At 73.2% G+C, this 16,623-nt stretch carries 14 protein-coding genes; 6 read left to right on the top strand and 8 right to left on the bottom strand.

Annotated elements, in window-relative coordinates; all coding sequences use genetic code 11:
- Positions 1 to 85 precede the first annotated feature (85 nt).
- Entirely contained in the window at positions 86 to 2,797 is a 2,712-nt protein-coding gene (locus BJY16_RS36365) for an ATP-binding protein (RefSeq protein WP_185044085.1), read from the bottom strand.
- A gap of 85 nt (positions 2,798 to 2,882) precedes the next feature.
- Entirely contained in the window at positions 2,883 to 3,170 is a 288-nt protein-coding gene (locus tag BJY16_RS36360; protein ID WP_185044084.1) for a YciI family protein, read from the bottom strand.
- 65 nt (positions 3,171 to 3,235) lie between these two features.
- On the opposite strand from BJY16_RS36360, the gene BJY16_RS36355 reads away from it, so the two are divergent.
- On the top strand, positions 3,236 to 3,982 hold the full coding sequence (locus BJY16_RS36355; RefSeq protein ID WP_185044083.1) for a hypothetical protein: 747 nt from the start codon (positions 3,236 to 3,238) through the stop codon (positions 3,980 to 3,982).
- Between the two features lie 7 nt (positions 3,983 to 3,989).
- Here BJY16_RS36355 and BJY16_RS36350 read toward each other — a convergent pair whose 3' ends face one another.
- On the bottom strand, positions 3,990 to 5,114 hold the full coding sequence (locus tag BJY16_RS36350; protein WP_185044082.1) for a hypothetical protein: 1,125 nt from the start codon (positions 5,112 to 5,114) through the stop codon (positions 3,990 to 3,992).
- Between the two features lie 172 nt (positions 5,115 to 5,286).
- Between BJY16_RS36350 and BJY16_RS36345 the strand changes: the two genes are divergently transcribed.
- A complete protein-coding gene (locus BJY16_RS36345) occupies positions 5,287 to 5,676 on the top strand; it encodes a peptidase inhibitor family I36 protein (RefSeq protein WP_185044081.1) in 390 nt (129 codons plus the stop codon).
- 189 nt (positions 5,677 to 5,865) lie between these two features.
- On the opposite strand, the gene BJY16_RS36340 is transcribed toward BJY16_RS36345, so the two are convergent.
- The 4 genes from BJY16_RS36340 to BJY16_RS36325 all read right to left on the bottom strand — a co-directional run bounded on the left by BJY16_RS36340 (position 5,866) and on the right by BJY16_RS36325 (position 11,356).
- Entirely contained in the window at positions 5,866 to 7,398 is a 1,533-nt protein-coding gene (locus BJY16_RS36340) for an alpha/beta-hydrolase family protein (protein ID WP_185044080.1), read from the bottom strand.
- Between the two features lie 96 nt (positions 7,399 to 7,494).
- Positions 7,495 to 8,352, bottom strand: a complete 858-nt coding sequence (locus tag BJY16_RS36335; RefSeq protein WP_185044079.1) for a CYTH domain-containing protein — start codon at positions 8,350 to 8,352, stop codon at positions 7,495 to 7,497.
- A 65-nt stretch (positions 8,353 to 8,417) separates the two neighbouring features.
- Positions 8,418 to 10,316 (bottom strand): acyl-CoA dehydrogenase family protein, encoded by a 1,899-nt coding sequence (locus BJY16_RS36330; RefSeq protein ID WP_185044078.1) that lies wholly within the window; start codon positions 10,314 to 10,316, stop codon positions 8,418 to 8,420.
- A gap of 56 nt (positions 10,317 to 10,372) precedes the next feature.
- Positions 10,373 to 11,356 (bottom strand): hypothetical protein, encoded by a 984-nt coding sequence (locus tag BJY16_RS36325; protein WP_185044077.1) that lies wholly within the window; start codon positions 11,354 to 11,356, stop codon positions 10,373 to 10,375.
- A 54-nt stretch (positions 11,357 to 11,410) separates the two neighbouring features.
- On the opposite strand from BJY16_RS36325, the gene BJY16_RS36320 reads away from it, so the two are divergent.
- Positions 11,411 to 12,352: an inositol-3-phosphate synthase gene (locus tag BJY16_RS36320; RefSeq protein WP_185044076.1), complete on the top strand. Its 942-nt coding sequence runs from the start codon at positions 11,411 to 11,413 to the stop codon at positions 12,350 to 12,352.
- An 11-nt stretch (positions 12,353 to 12,363) separates the two neighbouring features.
- Positions 12,364 to 13,305, top strand: a complete 942-nt coding sequence (locus BJY16_RS36315; protein WP_203759022.1) for an NAD(P)/FAD-dependent oxidoreductase — start codon at positions 12,364 to 12,366, stop codon at positions 13,303 to 13,305.
- Here the strand turns inward: BJY16_RS36315 and BJY16_RS36310 are convergent.
- The gene (locus tag BJY16_RS36310; protein WP_185044075.1) at positions 13,247 to 14,005 is read right to left on the bottom strand and encodes a TetR/AcrR family transcriptional regulator; all 759 of its coding nucleotides are present in this window, start codon (positions 14,003 to 14,005) and stop codon (positions 13,247 to 13,249) included. The two genes, BJY16_RS36315 and BJY16_RS36310, sit on opposite strands and share 59 nt — an antisense overlap.
- A 116-nt stretch (positions 14,006 to 14,121) precedes the next feature.
- On the opposite strand from BJY16_RS36310, the gene BJY16_RS36305 reads away from it, so the two are divergent.
- Together BJY16_RS36305 and BJY16_RS36300 are read left to right on the top strand one after the other, a co-directional pair.
- Positions 14,122 to 15,360: a saccharopine dehydrogenase family protein gene (locus BJY16_RS36305; RefSeq protein WP_185044074.1), complete on the top strand. Its 1,239-nt coding sequence runs from the start codon at positions 14,122 to 14,124 to the stop codon at positions 15,358 to 15,360.
- A gap of 48 nt (positions 15,361 to 15,408) precedes the next feature.
- Positions 15,409 to 16,572, top strand: a complete 1,164-nt coding sequence (locus BJY16_RS36300) for a class I SAM-dependent methyltransferase (RefSeq protein WP_185044073.1) — start codon at positions 15,409 to 15,411, stop codon at positions 16,570 to 16,572.
- Positions 16,573 to 16,623: the final 51 nt, after the last annotated feature.

Below are 16,623 nucleotides of genomic sequence, written 5' to 3'. Positions count from 1 at the left end.
GGTGCTCCTCGGCGCGGTCGGTCGATGGTCCGCGCCAGTCTCACCGTCCGCCCTTGACCGTCACTTGCATCGCCGTGCAAGCCGCTCAGCGGGCCGGGTCCAGCAGCTCGATCATCTGCGGTTCGCCGAGGTCGCGGGCGGCGTCAGCAGCGCCGGCCCAGTCCGCGTCGTGCATCGTCGCCTCGATCGCGGCGGTCAGCGCGGGACTGACCAGGTCGGGGTCGACGCCGCGCCGTACCGCGTACCCGCGGACGGCGGTCAGCAGCACGGCGGCGGTGTGCGTCCGCCCGGCCAGCGCCAGGGCCTGCGCGCCCAGGTGCAGGCAGGTGAGCAGGTTGCCGAGGTCGTCCTCGGCGCGGAACAGGCGTAACGAGCGGCGAATGGCGTCCAGCGTGTCGGCGAGACCGATCGGTGACGGCCGGCCGAGCGGCGTGTTGCCGGTCAATCCGAGCCAGCCCAGACCCATCTCACCGAGCGCCGCCGACCAGCCCTGCCGCGACGCCAGCGCCTCGGTGACGGCTCGGACCAACACGGTGTGTGCCTCGTCCAGCCGGCCGAGACCGGTCAGGGCGAATCCCAGGCACACCTCGGCGGCCGGGACGAGCCAGCGGTCGTCGCAGGTGCGGGCCACGGCGACGGATTCGCGTGCCCGTTGTTCAGCCGTGGCGAAGTCCTGCGTCGCGTGATGGACCACCGAGTCGTAGTAGAGCATCTGCGCCCGCACCACGCGTTCCGCATGATCCTCGGGTTCGGGCAGCAGGTCGTGTGCCTCGCGCAGCCACCGCATCGCCCCCGGGATGTCGCCGCCGATGAAGCGCACGGTGGCACCGCCGGACAGCGCCCGGACGCGGTCGACGCGCGGGGCGTGCGGAGCCGCGGCCAGGGCGGCCTCGAGCAGCCGCAGACCGTCGCTCACCTGACCGCTGCGGAACCAGAACCACGGTAGCAGCGACGCGGTGCGCAGGGCGGCCTCGGGCGCGGCGACCAGGTCGTGCTCGATCCCGCTGTGCACGTTGGCGAGGTCGCGGTGCAGCAAGCGCATGGCGTGCGGTGAGTGTTCGCCGGCCAGTTCCGGTACCCAGCGGGCGACCAGGTCCCGTGCCCAGGCGGCGTGCGCCGCCCGGCTGGCGGCGGGGTCGGGGTCGCGGGTGCGGCAGTAGGCCCGGATGATCTCCAGCAGCCGGTACCGGGTCGGGGACACCCCGGTGTCGGCGGCCACCATCGATCGAGTGACCAGCGCGGAGAGCCGGTCGAGGTCGGCGTCTGCCGCGGCCAGGGGGAAGCCGCCCTCGTACGGCCACAGCCGCAGCAGCAGCGACCGCTCGGCGGGTGGCAGCAGGTCCACGCTCCAGGCGACTGCCGCCTCCAGGGTCTGATGCGGAGTGATCGCGCCCCGGGGCACCGTGCCCAGCGCGGGGAACCGGTCTCGGAGCAGGTCGGAGAGGTCGCCGAGACTGACCACCCGGGCGCGGGCGGCGGCCAGTTCCAGGGCGAGCGGGATGCCGTCGAGGGCGGCGGCGATGCCGGCCAGGTGGGCGCTGTCCGCGTCGTCCGGATGCCAGCCGCCGCGCTGGGCCGTGATCCGGTCGGTGAGCAGCGCCACCGCCTGCGCGGCAGGCAGTGGCTGCACCGGGAGCAGGCGTTCCCCGCTCACGTTCAGCGGTTCCCGGCCGGTGGTGAGGATCCGCAGCCGCGGGCACCGGGTGAGCAGGTGCAGGACGAGCTCGGCGACCGCAGCGACGAGGTGTTCGCAGTTGTCGAGCAGCAGCAGCCCCGGCCGGTCCGCCAGAGCCGCGGTGATCGCGGTGCGGTTCGCGGTGTGCAGGCGCAGCGTGGCGGCGACGGCCTGAACCGGGTCCGCGGTGTCGGCGAGGCGGACGAACCAGGCCCGGTCGGCGGCGTACTCCAGCGCCAGCCGGGTCTTCCCGACGCCTCCGGGTCCGACCAGTGTGACCAGCCGATGAGCCGAGACGAGCGCGTCGAGGGCGGCCAGCTCGGCCTCGCGGCCGAGAAAGGCTGACAACGGGCGCGGGGTCGCGGGCGGCCCGGCTACCAGGAGCAATTGGGGGTCTTGCAGCAGCAGCCGGCGTTCCAGGTCCTGCAACGCCGGGCCGGGGTCCACGCCCAGGTCCTCGGCGAGCAGCGTCCGGACGCGCCGCAGCGAGGACAGCGCGTCAGCCTGCCGTCCGCTGCGGTATCGGGCGAGGATCAGCAGTTCCCAGCGCCGTTCCCGGTACGGCTCAGCGCGCACCGCCTCCTCGAGATCGTCGATCGTGCCGGCGGCGTCGCCGGCCCCCAGCCGGGCGGCCAGATGTTCCTCCACCGCCATTGCCCGCAGGCCGGCCAGACGAGCCCGGGCCGCCGCCGCGACAGCGTCGTCGGCCAGTTCGGCGTAGGGTTCGCCCCGCCACATCGCGAGCGCGGCGGCCAGGACCGGGACCGCCTCGGCCGCGCGGCCGTCGGCGAGCAGCTCGCGGCCGCGCTCGACGGATTCCGCGAACCGGTCCGCGTCGGTGCTGTCGGTGCGCAGCAGATAGCCGTCACCGGTGCGGACCAGCGAGTCCCGTGACCCGCCGAGCGCACGGCGCAGCCGCGAGACGTAGGCGAACAGGGAGTCCCGCGCGCTGGCCGGCGGCGCACCGCCCCACAGCACGGCGAGCAGGGCGTCCTCGCTGACCGACCGGCCCCGGCCGGCAACCAGCGCGGCGACCAGCCGCCGGGGAAGCAGTCCCGGAACGGCGACGGGAACTCCGTCCACCTCGATCTCGACCGGCCCGAGGATCCTGCACGTCAGCACCGGCCGATCCTAGGCGGCCGCCCGTACCGGACCGTCCGAACGCCTCTCCGGCCGTGAACCACGCTTGCTCCGGTCCGCGCGTTCGTCAGCTCAGCAGGAAGTCCAGTCGCTTGTCGGCCATCCCGGGCGCGACCTCGATGATCTCCGCCTCGACCACCCGCTCGGCCACGAACGGGTCGGCGGCGACCCGCCGCTCCGCCCCGGCCCGGTCCATGCCGTGCGCCGGCACCACCCCGCCCAGCCCCGGCTGGATGCTGCCGGTCAGCAGGAACACGCCGTCCTCCAGACCCTGTCGGATCCACGCCTGGTGCCCGGCCATGTGCTGGGCCGCGGCGCCCCGGTTCTCGGCGAACCGCAGCAGAACGATGAACATCGGTCTCACCTGATCAGTTCGATCAAGGGGCAGTGGGGTGGTGATCGGCGCGTTACGATCCGTCGATGTCCGGTGCCAACGATGCTCTCGCCGCCATCCTCGAGCGCGGCCGATCCAACGACGAGGCCGAAGCCATGCTCGTCGCACTGGTTGACGGCGGCGTCTACGTGCCGATCAACGAGCGCCACTCGGTGATGTTCATCAGTGTCGACGACACCGGCCCGGTACTGCCGGCCTACACAAGCGAGGCCTGCCGCGAGCAGTGGTTGCCGGATGCCGCCGGGTCGGCGTTCTGCGACGGGCCGCGGCTGATCGACATCGCCGAGAAGACCGGCGTGCAGAAACTGGCGCTGTTCGCCCCCACCCAGTGGGTCAAGTTTCCGCTGGCGCTGATCTCTGTGGTCCTCCGGGAGCGCATGCGGGGCGACATGGGCGGCAAGGATGTGATGCTGACCTGGTCGACCCATCCGGTCGCGGTGGCGCTGCGGAACTCGTTCGCGGACCGGATCCTGCGGCATCCGCAGGTGCGGTGCGTGTGGATCGCCCACGCCCGGTGGGCCGAGACCGGCGTCCAGCAGCTCCTGGTCCTGATCGCGGTCGACGAGGACGCACAGCCGCTGGCGGACGCTCTGATGAGAACGGTGATCGCCGAGGACCTGTCGCTGACCTCCGATGATCCGGACCTGGCGATGATGGCGCTGGGACCGGCCCAGGCCGGCTTCGCGGCCGAGCTCGATCGCAAGGGGCTGGACACGGTCCGCGCCGACCACGCGGCGAACCGCGTGCACATCATCTCCCAGGAGTTCGGCTGAGCGCCGCTCACGGTGAGGTCTCCACGAGTACGGCGTCGGCGACGGTGACCGTGTAGGCGCCCTGGCCGCCCAGCTGGAAGGTGACCTCGCCGGTGGTCCGGCTGGTCATCCCGGCGGTGAAGGCGTAACTGCGCCGGCACGGCACGCGGCTGATCGGGACGCTCTGCACCAGCGACGGCCGGTACAGCGGCGGGGTCCGGTCCTGGATCCGGAGCAGGACGTCCACCGGACGGTCGCCGGTGGCGGTGAAGTCGAACCGGTAGTGGTGCCCGGCGGTCAGCGTGATGCCGCTGCGGATCACGATGAGCTGCTGCGGCAGGGTCGAGCCGGCCGGCACCACCGCCACGAACCCACGCGCCGCCGGGGTCAGGCCGACCGCGAGGTCGTTCGCCCACCAGTCCGCGGGGGCCGACCCGGTTGCCGGTGTCCCGGGCAGCCCCATCACCACCGCGCCGGGCGGGCCGGACTCGCCGGCCGGGCGGCAGGCCGGGGCGGCGGTGGGCGAGGCGGGCGGGTCCGCCACCGACGCCGACGAGGTGGCCAGCCGGGAGCCGGTCACGCCGACCAGCACCCCGGCGGCGAAGACCACCAGCACGATCAGCAGCCGGACCCGCCGCGCCGTCCGGCTGGGCACGCCGGCCCGGGTGATCGGTAGCGGCATCGGCCGCACCGTCCCGGCGAGCGCGGTCTCCGGCTGCCGGACCGGCAGCAGCTCCGGTGCTCGCCGGTCGGCCTCCTCCGCGGCCTGGACCAGGCTGTTCAGGCGGGCGACGGCGACGACCAGGCGGCGGGCGTCGACCCGGACGAACGGCACGCCGGCGATCCGGTGCGAGGCGGCGGCGACCGCGACGACCACCACCGGGTTGCTCAGCTGCCGCCGGTCGCCGGCCAGCACCGCGCCGACCACGTCCTTGTCGACTGTCACGCCCGGCGCCAACCGGTGGGTCCGGATCACCTCGGCGAGGTGCCGCAGCGAGGCGGCCCGGCGCCGGCGACGCGGTGGTGGCTGGCCCGGGGGAGGGGAGTAGACCCCGTCCCGGCCGGCTTTCGCGGCAGCCGCGTTGACCGCCGAGGCGATCAGCCGCGCCGCGTCGTCGACTTGCTTCCACCAGGGTGCCGGTTGGGTAGCCATGCTCTCTCACATCGATCGGTGTCGTTGGAAACCGTAATCGCCGCGGGCAACCCGGTCCGGCGCCGAAGTGTCTGAGCAGGACAGATAGCCGATCCCCGGGGACAGCTAGGCGTTGTTCCGGCCTTCCGGCGATGTCCATCATCGGCTCATCCAACCGACCAAGGAGGGCTTGATGAACCGAACTCTGAGGCCACGAACGGTGCGCCGGGCGGCACTGGCGACGGTGCTGACGCTGACCGCGAGCCTGGCCGGCGTGCTGGCCGGCACGCCGGCGCAGGCTGCCGAGAGCTGCCACGCGTCCGGATACGCCTGCCTCTACGAGCACAACGACTTCCACGGCTTCCAGGACGACTTCCGGGCCGACCGGGTCTTGCCCAGCCGATGGGACAACAAGATGAGCTCGTTCCGCAACCGGACCACCTGCGCGGTCCGGCTCTACGACTCGGCGCGCGGCACCGGCCGGTACGTCACCGTCGCGGCCGGGCGGGAGGTGCGCAGTCTCGGCAACACGTTCGGATCGTTCTGGAACGACCGGGTCAGCTTCCTGGACTTCTGCCCGTGACCGCCACCCGGTAGCGGCTGGCTTCCACGGGTCCCTCAGCACCCTGGAAAGACCCATGGGAGCCAGCCCACCGGCACGGGGCGCGCAGCGGTCCGGACCGTCGCGCGCCTCGCGGTGGCCGGCGGCGCGTCCGCCGCGTCTCGCCGCGACGGCCACCGAGGTCGCCCGCGGCAAAAGAGCGCGGGGGCCTCAGCGTGCCCGGAGCACCTCTGACTCCGCCGCCGGCGCGCCGGTGATCAGGCGCCAGGCGGCGCGGGCCTCGTCGCCGTAACCGTGGCCGTAGCCGGCCGGGACGTCGAGGGCCTTCACCAGGTCGCCGGAGACCTGCCAGAAGGTGACGAACGGAATCCAGCGCACCGACGGCAGCACCGCGTCCGGGCGGGACTCGTGCAGCCAGTCCGGCCGCCGCAGGATCAGGTCCGTCGACCACCAGACGACCGGGTCGGTGGCGTGCTGGAGGAAGACCAGGCGCGGCCGGACCGCCGGGTCGGCCGCGGGGTTCAGGTCGGCCGCCTCGTCGGCGAACCGGACGCCGGGCTGGCCGGGCAGCTCCGGGGCCATCTCGGTGGAGGTCCGGCTGCGGCCGGCGACCAGTCCGGCCCAGAGCGGGCTGGCGTTGGGCGGCCCGCTGATCAGCGCCCCGTCCACCTCGCCGAGCAGGTCGCCGGCCGTGCCGAACGGGGACTGGGCGGCCAGCGCGCCCTGGCTGTGCCCGTAGAGCAGCAGCCGGGGCCGGCTGCCGGCGGGCCGCCGCGACCAGGCCCAGTGCACCTCGTCGAGCAGGTCGTGCGCGGCGTCCGCGGACCGCTGCGGCTCGGCGAGCAGGGACAGCCAGCTGGGCAGGGCGCCGTACTGGATGACGGCGACCGCGGTGTCGCCGTCGTACTCGTCCTCCAGGGCCTGCACGGTCGGTTCGTCGATCCAGCCGGTGCCGGTCGGGATGACCAGGCAGAGCACCGCGCGGTCGAAGGCGCCGGTGCGTTCCAGCTCGGCGACGGCGAGCCGGGCCCGGTCCCGGGTGGTGGGCGCGCTGCGCAGCCCGGCGTAGACCCGGATCACCGGCGTGCCGTGCGGAGTGGACGATCCGCTGGTGACGAACGACCGGCCCTCCCGGCCCAGCGTGGCCCACGGCACGAGCGAGACGGGGCTGCCCGACCGGGTCGCCTCGACCGGCGCCACGACACCGGTGACCCGGCGGTCCAGCGTGGTGGAGAGCGAGTCGAGGGTGCCCGAGGGCGCCGCCACCCCGGCCGGTCCCAGCGTGCACAGCGCCATCATGGCGGCCGCGGTCCGCTGCCGGCGTTCCCGCCGCCGGAGCGCCGCCGCCGCGTGCCGCACCAGGCGGACGGCGCCGACCAGCAGGGCGAACACCAGGCCGGCGACCGGCAGCAGCAGCGGCCAGCTCACCGCGGCCGGCCCGGGCACCCCGATCAGGAGGCCGATCTCCTGCTGCCAGCGCCAGCCCTGGTAGACCGCGACCGACAGCACCGGAACCGCGACGGCGGCGAAGGCGGGCCACGCCCAGCCCGGCCGGCGTGACCGGATCAGCCGGCCGGGCACCCAGCCGACGGCGTAACCGGTCACCGCGCACAGGCCGCTGACCAGCCCCTGCACCAGCCAGGTGCGGGGCAGCAGCGACGGGGTGAGCGACAGGCAGACGAGTGCGGTCGCGGCCACGGAACCGGTCAGATCGAGGGGCTTCGGGTGCGGGATGACGGCCATCGCTGCTCCTCCGGAGGTCGGTCCGGAGGAGTGTCACCAGAGGAGTACGGAGTGGACATCACCCCGTGGAGCTAGTTCCCGGGTCGTACCGCGGGGCTAGGAGGCGGTGGCGAAGTAGCGCAGGGTCAGATCGGTCTTGGTGAGCTGGCGCTCGGACGGCGTGACGCCGTGCGCGGCGAGCACCTCGGTCAGCTGGGCGGCCACCTCGGGCGCCTTGCCGACCGCGCACCGGGTGGAGAGTTCCAGCAGCGTGGACCCGTCCGGGTAGGTCCACCGCTCGGCGGCCAGCTGCCGGTCGAAGCCGACCGGCTGGAACTTGTACTTGTGCACCTCGACCGGCCCGAACACCACCAGGTCGCCCAGCGACAGGCCGGCCGGGCCGCAGGCGGACAGCAGCCGCCGCTGCGGCTGCGGCAGCAGCTTGGTGAGCGGGCGCCCGGCCGCGACCGTGCGGGCCACCACGCCACGGCCCAGCCGGGCCTTGAGCGAGCCGGAGCAGACCCGGCGGCCCGGCATCGCGTCGATCTCGACCTCCAGCGAGTTCTTCCGGCGCAGCCATTTCGGCACCGTGTGCGAGGTCATCGGGCGCAGCTTGACCACCGCGTCGTCCGGGCGCCCGCCCATGTCACGGACCCGGACGATCAGGCCGTGCCGGTCCAGCGCCAGGTCCGGGGTGTCCAGGAAGTAGACCCGGCGGGTCTGCACCGCGTGCCGCTCCAGGTCGAGCGCGCGGCACTGCCGTTCCGAGGAGACCACCTTGAGCTCCACCCGATCGGCCTCAGAGGCAAGCTTCACGGTACGCCCGGAGCGGTCCACCGGCGGCGACCAGAAACCCCACTTGCCGCCGGTCCGGCCGGGGTACCGGCCGGGCGGGCGGAGCGTCTCGCTGCTGTCGGGGTCCGAGCGGCGGATCCGCCGGGCGTGCGCCACGGCGGACTGTTCAGTCTTTCCCACCCCGGCTGGCTCCCCGTTTTCCTCGCCGCTATGCCTCCCGAACCGTACCCGACGCCGGTTACAAGTCACTGAGCAGGAGGAATGCGCCTGCGAACGTCCTCGACGGTGGCCGCGCCGGCCTGCCACGGCGCCACCCACGCGGCGTCCGACGCCGGATGCACCACGCCGTCCTCCAGGAACGCGTATCGCCCGTCCAGCACCCGTTTCGCCGCTTTCACATCGAGCGTGTCGGTGTTGTCCCAGAGGGCGGCGAAGAGCGCCTCGGTGCGCAGCCGGGCCTGCCTGCAGAACAGGTCGGCCAGCTCCAGCTGGGCCTGCTGCCGCGAGGCGTTGGCCCGCACGCAGGCCGCCGACATGGCGAACAGCTCCGCGCCGATGTCCACGATCCGGCCCAGGAAGCCCTGCTTGCGCTCCAGCTTGCCCTGCCAGCGGGACATCGCGTAGAACGTCGACCGGGCCAGCTTGCGGGAGGCGCGTTCGACGTACCGCAGATGGGCCGCGAGCGGACCGAACTGGCCGTACTGCAAAGGATTCTGACCCTTGCCGACCGCGAGGGTGGGCAGCCACCGCGCGTAGAAGCCGCCGGCTCGCGCCCCGGCGCGGGCCTTGGCGGCCAACGCCGCCTCCGGGTCGATGATGTCGCCGGCCACCGCGAGGTGCGCGTCGACCGCCTCTCGGGCGATCAGCAGGTGCATGATCTCGGTGGAGCCCTCGAAGATCCGGTTGATCCGCATGTCCCGCAGGATCTGCTCGGCCTCGGCCGGGCGCTCGCCGCGGGCCCGCAGCGACTCGGCGGTCTCGTAGCCGCGCCCGCCGCGGATCTGGATCAGCTCGTCGGCGATCCGCCAGCCCATCTCGCTGGCGAACAGCTTGACCAGCGCGGCCTCGATCCGGATGTCGTTGCGCGCGTCGTCGGCGATCAGGCAGCACAGGTCGAGCATCGACTCCATCGCGTAGGTGGTCGCCGCGATGAAGGCGATCTTCTGGGCCACCGCCTCGTGGGTGCCGACCGCGCGGCCCCACTGCACCCGCTCCGCGGACCACTCGCGGGCGATGGTCAGCGCCCGTTTGCCGGCCCCGACGCACATCGCGGGCAGCGACAGCCGACCGGTGTTCAGCGTGGTCAGCGCGATCCGCAGGCCCTTGCCGAGGCCGCCGATCACGTTCTCCTCGGGCACGAAGACGTCGTGGAAGCGGGTGACGCTGTTCTCCAGGCCGCGCAGGCCGAGGAACGCGTTGCGCCGCTCGACGGTGATCCCCGGCGAGTCGCCCTCGACCACGAACGCGGTGATCCCCTTGCCCGGGACCCGAGCCATCACCACCAGCAGCGTGGCGACCGTGCCGTTGGTGGCCCACAGCTTCATCCCGTTGAGCCGGTAACCACCCTCGACCGGCTCGGCGACCGTCCCGAGCCGGGCCGGGTCGGAACCGACGTCCGGCTCGGTGAGCAGGAACGCCGACACCTCGCCGCCGGCCAGGCGGGGCAGGAAAGCCTGTTTCTGTACGGCCGAACCGAACAGTTTCAGCGGCTGCGGCACCCCGATCGACTGGTGCGCGGAGAGCAGTGCCGCCGTCGAGGCGCTGACCGAGCCGATCAGCGTGAGCGCCTTGCAGTAGTGCAGGTTGGACAGGCCGAGCCCGCCGTACTCCTTGTCGATCTTCATGCCGAACGCGCCGAGCCGGGCCAGCTCCTGGAACGCCTCGTCGGGGATCCGCGCCTCCCGCTCGATCCGGTCGCCGTCGAGCTCGGTGCGCACGTAGGCGTCGAGTTTGCGGAGGAAGTCGTCCGCCTCCGGACTGTCCGGGGGAGTGGGCCAGGGGTCGATCAGGTCCAGCTGGAACTTGCCGAGGAACAGCTCCTTGCCGAAGCTGGGTTTGCGCCACTCGGTCTCCCGGGCGGCCTCGGCGACCTGCCGGGCCTGCTTCTCCGAGACGTCTGCCGGTTTCCCGTTCGTCGTGGTCATCGGTGTCTTTCCCTCCGACGTCGGACGGTGCCTGGCCGCCACGCTACGCCGCGCGGTTACCCAGTGGTAGCCCTCCGCGTTGATCGACAACCGTCGTCGACCGCCTGCTGGATGCCGTCCACCAGGTCGGCGATCTGCCGGGCCCGGTCCAGCTGGGTGGCCAGCGAACCGAGGCCGGCGCGCAGCTCCATCAGGGTCTGCACGGCCGGCAGCGGCAGCGGCTGATCCCGGTCCGGCAGGTCGCTGCGGGCCTCGTCCGCCTCCGGCAGCAGCGCCGCGAGCTGCGCCGCCGGCACCGCGGCGAGCAACGTCTCGACGGCACGGACCCGCGCGGCGCCGATCCGGGGCAGCCCGGCCGGGAAGCTGTCGTCGACGTGTTCCACCGCCTCGGCCTGCGCCGGCGGCAGCCACCGCCCGTCCAGCCGGAGCACCGCCGGCCGGACCTGGTCGTGCAGGAACGCCGCCTCGGACCGGATCCGCTGCAGCGCCGTCGCGGCGGCCGGCCCGGCCAGGCCGGTCGACGCGAACACCGCCAGCGCCTGCCCCGCCGCCTCGTGCAGCGCCAGCACCTGCCGCAGGTAGGTGCGCTGGTACATGCTGGCCCGCAGCCGCCGCGGCCGGGGCTTCGCGGTCAGCGCCCGGTCCGCCCACTCCCGGGCCTCGCCGATCGCGACGTCGCAGCGGGCCAGGTGCCGGGCCAGGTCGGCGGCGCTGCCGTCGGCGCGGGACAGGGTGTGCGCGGCGATCCGCATCTCGTGCGCCGACCGGGTGGCCAGCCGCCACGCGGCGGCCAGATCGGACGCGTCGGCCTGCGCCTGCAGCAGCCGCTGCACCACCACGATCGCGACCGGGACGCCGAACAGGGCGCCGGTCAGCGCCGACACCAGGTTGGTCAGGAACGGCAGGTCCGACCAGAACCCGGCCAGGTCGCCCACCAGACCCAGGACGACCAGCACGACGCCGGCCGCCAGCATCGCGGCCAGCACCGGACGCAGCCGGGGATGCAGATCGTCGATCCACCGGCGGAGGGCGACTGTCACCGCGCCATGGTGCCAGCCCGGATTGGGCTGGCGGCGGCCGCCTACCGTAAGTCCATGATCGATAGAGCACGTGTCGCGGTGGTCGGGGTCGGCAACAACACATCCGCGCTGGTCCAGGGCATCTCGTACTATCGGCGCACCGGGAGCCGGGTGGGCATCAGCCGGCCGGAGGTGGCCGGGATCGGGGTCGGCGACGTCGAAGTGGTGGCGGCCTTCGCGCTCTCCGCGGGCAAGGTCGGCCGGGACCTGCACGAGGCGATCTTCGCGGCGCCGAACAACTTCCCGCGGATCGAGGCCGCCCTGGACCCGTCCGGGGTCACCGTGCAGCGCGGGCTGACCGGCGACGACGAGATCGACCGGGTGGCCGCCGCGGTGCGGGACGCCGAGGTGCTGCTCTACTCGGCGCCGAGCGGCCGGCCGGCGATCGCCCGGTCGTACGCCGAGGTGGCCCTCGCGGCCGGCGCCGCCTTCGTGAACACCACGTCGGACCCGGTGGCCCGCGACCCGGAGCTGCTGCGGCGCTTCGAAGCGGCCGGGCTGCCGCTGATCGGCGACGACCTGACCAGCCAGTTCGGCACCTCGGTCGTGCACCACACGCTGCTGCGGCTGCTCGCCGAGCGCGGGCTCACGCTGACCAGCTCGTACCAGGTCAACCTGGGCGGCACCGAGGACTTCCGGAACCTGGTCGAGAACCCGGACACCAAGCACCGGTCCAAGGTGAACGCACTCGGCTCGGACCAGGTGCAGATCGCGCCGCTGGGGTTCATGCCGCACCTCGGCTCGCAGAAGATCGCGCACCTGAACCTGGAGGCGCGGGGCTGGGCCGGGACCGAGGTGAGCCTGGACGTCCGGCTGAAGGTGCACGACCCGAGCGGCGCCGCCGGCGTCAACATCGACCTGGTCCGGCTGGCCGCCGGGGCGGCACGCGCCGGCCGCGGCGGCTATCTTGCGGAGGCGGCCACGATGCTCAAGTCCCCGCCCGGTACCGCGATCTGAACGGAGCCGATGTGAGTCACCTCGTGGTCGGCGCCGGCTTCGTCGGCGTCTGCGTCGCCTACGAGCTGGCCCGGGCCGGCCTGCCGGTGGAGATCCTGGACAGCGCGGCCGGGGTGCCGCCGGCCACCGCCCGCTCGCTCGCCTGGTTCGGCGCGGTCTCCGGCGGGACCTGGCCGCCCGGCTCCGAGGACCTGCTGCACCTGGTCCTCGACGATCACCGCCGGCTCGCCGCCGAGGTGCCCGGCGCGGCCTACCGCTGGACCGGCTCGCTGGACTGGCCACCACCGCCGGTGATCGCGCCCGGCATGCGGCTGGTCGGCCGGGCCACCGTCGCGGCGATGGAGCCGCACCTGTGGGAACCGCCGGACGCGGCGGTGCACATCCCGACCGACGCCGGGCTGGACCCGCTCACCGCGGTCCCGGCGATCCTGCGGGCGGCGCAGCGGCTCGGCGCGAAGTACCGGCCGCATACGCCGTACCGGGAGGAGGTCGTCCCTCCCGGCGCCACGGTGATCTTCGCGGCCGGGGTGGCGACTCCGGAACTGGCCGGGGTGGACCTGCCGATCGGGGCGTCGCCCGCCTTCGGGATGCGGTTCGCCGGCCCGCCCGGGCTGGTCCGGCACATCGTCTCGGCGCCCGGCCTGGTGGTGCGGGAGGCACGCCCCGGCCGCTACCTGCTGATCACCCGCGGGGATCCGGACGCCTGCCTGGACCGCGTCCGGGAAATCTTCCGGGTGGACGGCGAACTGCGGCCGCTCTCCGCCGGGACGGTGCTGCGGGCCGCGCCGGCCAGCGGACCGCTGGTCGGGGCGGTCGGACCGGGCCGTTACGTCGCGGTCCTGCACGCCGGGATCACCTTCGCGCCGACCGTGGGCCGGCTGCTCGCGGCCGAGCTCAGGACCGGCGAGCCCGCCCCCGAGCTGCGCCGCTGCCGGCCCGTGCCGGCCCCGTGACGCCGGCCGCGAGCCGGCCGGCGAGCGCGTCCAGCAGCAGGTCGAGGGCGGCCGGGTAGGCGCTCTCCACCATCTCGCTGGCGAGCAGCGGGGCGGCCTCGGCGACGTGCGGGTGGGTGGTGGCCGGCAGCCGCCCGTACGTCGAGCGCCACACCTCGTCCTCGGCCCGCAGCGCCGCCCGGGGCAGGGCCAGCGACGCGGCGTCCAGCGCCGCGAAGGCCAGCGTCTGGTCGATGAACGCGTGGTAGATCCGGACCGCCTCGGGCACCGGCAGGCCGGCCCGGCGCAGCACCCCGAGCACCGCCTCGTCGGCGGCCAGCTCGTTGGCCCGGCCGGTGACCCGGCTGGTGGTCAGCACCGCGGCCTGCGGGTGGGCCAGGTAGGCCCGGTGGAAGCGCAGGCCGAGCGCGCGCAGGTCGTCGCGCCACACCCCGGTGGGTGACCAGCCGGCCAGCGCCTGCCCGATCAGGGTGTCGCCGATCGCCAGCGTGAGGTCGTCCATGCCGCGGAAGTAGCGGTACAGCGCGCTCGGGTCGCAGTCCAGCGCGAGACCCAGTCGGCGGGCGCTCAGACCGGCGCTGCCGTGCTCCCTGAGCAGGCGTAACGCGGTGTCGATGATCAGTGTCTCGGACAGCACGGTGCCCGAGCGGGTGGGCCGGCGGCGGCGCCGGTCGCCCTCGCTGACCACGGCCTTCGGCATGGCGGAACCTCGACCTTCTTATGCCAACACAGTTGACCTTACACGTACCCGGAAAGTTTGATCTGTGGCGGGGCCCCACAACCTTTTGATCCGAAAGGCAAGGAAAGGAGCAGGTCATGCGTGTCCTGCTGGTAGGAGCGGGCGGCGTCGGCACGGCGATCACCCGGATCGCGGCGCGGCGGCCGTTCTTCGACGAGATGGTGGTCGCCGACTACGACCGGGACCGGGCGCAGGCCGCGGTGACCTCGGTAGGGGACCCCCGGTTCCGGGCCGCGGAGGTGGACGCCTCCGACCCGGCCGCGGTCGTCGCGCTGCTCCGCCGGACCGGCTGTGACGTGCTGCTCAACGCCACCGACCCGCGGTTCGTGGTGTCGCTGTTCCAGGCGGCCGGCGAGGCCGGGGTGACCTATCTGGACATGGCGATGTCGCTGTCCCAGCCGCATCCGTCGCAGCCCTACGAGAAACCCGGCGTGATGCTGGGCGACGCCCAGTTCGCCCGGCACGAGGAGTGGGCCGCCGCCGGCCGGCTGGCGCTGGTCGGGATGGGCGTGGAGCCCGGGCTGTCCGACGTGTTCGCCCGGTACGCCGCCGACGAGCTGTTCGACGAGATCGACGAGATCGGTGTGCGGGACGGCGCGAACCTGACCGTCGACGGCTACGAGTTCGCCCCTTCGTTCAACATCTGGACCACCATCGAGGAGTGCCTGAACCCGCCGGTGGTCTGGGAGAAGGGTCGTGGCTGGTTCACCACGGCGCCGTTCAGCGAGCCCGAGGTGTTCGACTTCCCCGAGGGCATCGGTCCGGTGCAGTGCGTCAACGTGGAGCACGAGGAGGTGCTGCTGATCCCGCGCTGGGTGGCGGCGAAGCGGGTCACCTTCAAGTACGGGCTCGGCGAGGACTTCATCCGTACGCTGCGCACCCTGCACCAGATCGGCCTGGACAAAACCGACGGGGTGATCGTGCCCGGACCGAACGGCCCGGTCACCGTGTCCCCGCGCGACGTGGTGGCGGCCAGTCTGCCCGACCCGGCCACGCTCGGCGAACGGATGCGCGGCAAGACCTGCGCCGGCACCTGGGTGCGCGGGGTCAAGGACGGTGCGCCGCGCGAGGTCTACCTCTACCACGTGGTCGACAACGAGTGGTCGATGGCCGAGTACGGGTCGCAGGCCGTGGTCTGGCAGACCGCGATCAACCCGGTGGTGGCGCTGGAGCTGGTCGCCAGTGGCGTGTGGCGGGGCGCCGGCGTGCTCGGCCCGGAGGCGTTCCCGCCGCGGCCGTTCCTGGACCTGCTCACCGCGTACGGATCGCCGTGGGCCATCCGGGAGCAGTCCGCCCTCGCCGCGACCGTCTCCTGAGGAATCCCGCACCTGGATAGACGTGGATATCGGTGGGAGGATCACGGCATGAGGCGGCGAAATCTGGCCGACGTCTTCAGCCGGCGTTACGACGAATACTTCCGTGACCGCTCACCGATTCCCTTCGAGATCCAGACCCGGGACGGCGCCATCCTCCCGTTCGGCGTCACCGAGTCCGCCCCGGCCCGGTTCCGCATCGTGGTCCGCGACGACCCGGGCCACGATGCGCTGGCCACCCTCGACCAGCTGCGGGTCGCGGTGGCCTACCTGGGCGGCCACCTCGACTGCGAGGGTGACCTGGGCGCGTTGCTGAACATGCGCAGGTTCTTCTCCGACATCCACCCGATCGCGTTCCTCGGCCGCTGGGCGCCGTCGCTGTGGCACGGCCGCACCGACCACGACCGGCGGGCCATCTCCCAGCACTACGACGAGGACTCGGATTTCTTCCTGACCTTCCTCGACACCCGGCACCGCTGCTACACCCAGGGCGTCTTCGCCGGCGACGACGAGGTCCTGGAGGACGCGATCACCCGGAAACTCGACATCGCCCTGGACGACATCGGGGTGAAACCGGGCGACCGGGTCCTCGAGGTCGGCGGCGGCTGGGGCGCCTTCTCCGAGCACGCCGCCCGGCGCGGCATCGACGTGACCACGGTCACCCTGGCCGCCGAGTCGGAGAGATTCCTCACCGACCTGTTCGCCCGGGAGCACCTGCCGGTCACCGTGGTCCGGCAGCACATCCTGAAGTACGACTCGCCCGAGCCGTACGACGCGATCGTCAACATGGGCGTCACCGAGCACCTGCCGGACTACCGGGCCACCCTGCAGACCTACGCCCGGCTGCTCAAGCCCGGCGGCCGGGTCTACCTGGACGCGCTCGCGATGCGCCGCAAGCACACCGCGTCGACCTTCTTCAAGCAGTACGTCTACCCCGGCCGGTCCGCGCCGCTGCTGCTGCACCAGTACCTGCGGCAGGTCGCGCACTCGCCGTTCGACCTGCTCAACGTCGAGGACGACCGGCACAACTACTACCTCACCTGCCGGGCCTGGGCGCAGCGCCTGGACGCCCGCCGGGAGGAGATCGTGGCGCGCTGGGGCGAGGAACTCTACCGCCGCTTCCGGATCTTCCTGTGGGGGTCGGCGTCCGGTTTCGACACCCGGCTCGTGCAGGCCTACCGCTGGACGCTGCAGTACAACCCGATCTCCGCCTGACCGCCGTGGTGTGTGACTTTCGGTGCGTTATGCGCCGGAAGTCCACACATC

It is taken from the genome of Actinoplanes octamycinicus, assembly GCF_014205225.1.
GTDB classification, from domain to species: domain Bacteria; phylum Actinomycetota; class Actinomycetes; order Mycobacteriales; family Micromonosporaceae; genus Actinoplanes; species Actinoplanes octamycinicus.
This window is presented reverse-complemented; position numbering and strand designations above follow the sequence as displayed.

Bases quoted from the DNA above. Each gene is read 5' to 3' on its own strand.
- BJY16_RS36310 (WP_185044075.1), bottom strand. From the start codon at position 14,005: ATGCCGAAGGCCGTGGTCAGCGAGGGCGACCGGCGCCGCCGCCGGCCC.
- BJY16_RS36350 (WP_185044082.1), bottom strand. From the start codon at position 5,114: ATGGCTACCCAACCGGCACCCTGGTGGAAGCAAGTCGACGACGCGGCG.
- BJY16_RS36300 (WP_185044073.1), top strand. From the start codon at position 15,409: ATGAGGCGGCGAAATCTGGCCGACGTCTTCAGCCGGCGTTACGACGAA.
- BJY16_RS36320 (WP_185044076.1), top strand. From the start codon at position 11,411: ATGATCGATAGAGCACGTGTCGCGGTGGTCGGGGTCGGCAACAACACA.
- BJY16_RS36345 (WP_185044081.1), top strand. From the start codon at position 5,287: ATGAACCGAACTCTGAGGCCACGAACGGTGCGCCGGGCGGCACTGGCG.
- BJY16_RS36355 (WP_185044083.1), top strand. From the start codon at position 3,236: ATGTCCGGTGCCAACGATGCTCTCGCCGCCATCCTCGAGCGCGGCCGA.
- BJY16_RS36330 (WP_185044078.1), bottom strand. From the start codon at position 10,316: ATGACCACGACGAACGGGAAACCGGCAGACGTCTCGGAGAAGCAGGCC.
- BJY16_RS36305 (WP_185044074.1), top strand. From the start codon at position 14,122: ATGCGTGTCCTGCTGGTAGGAGCGGGCGGCGTCGGCACGGCGATCACC.
- BJY16_RS36340 (WP_185044080.1), bottom strand. From the start codon at position 7,398: ATGGCCGTCATCCCGCACCCGAAGCCCCTCGATCTGACCGGTTCCGTG.
- BJY16_RS36360 (WP_185044084.1), bottom strand. From the start codon at position 3,170: ATGTTCATCGTTCTGCTGCGGTTCGCCGAGAACCGGGGCGCCGCGGCC.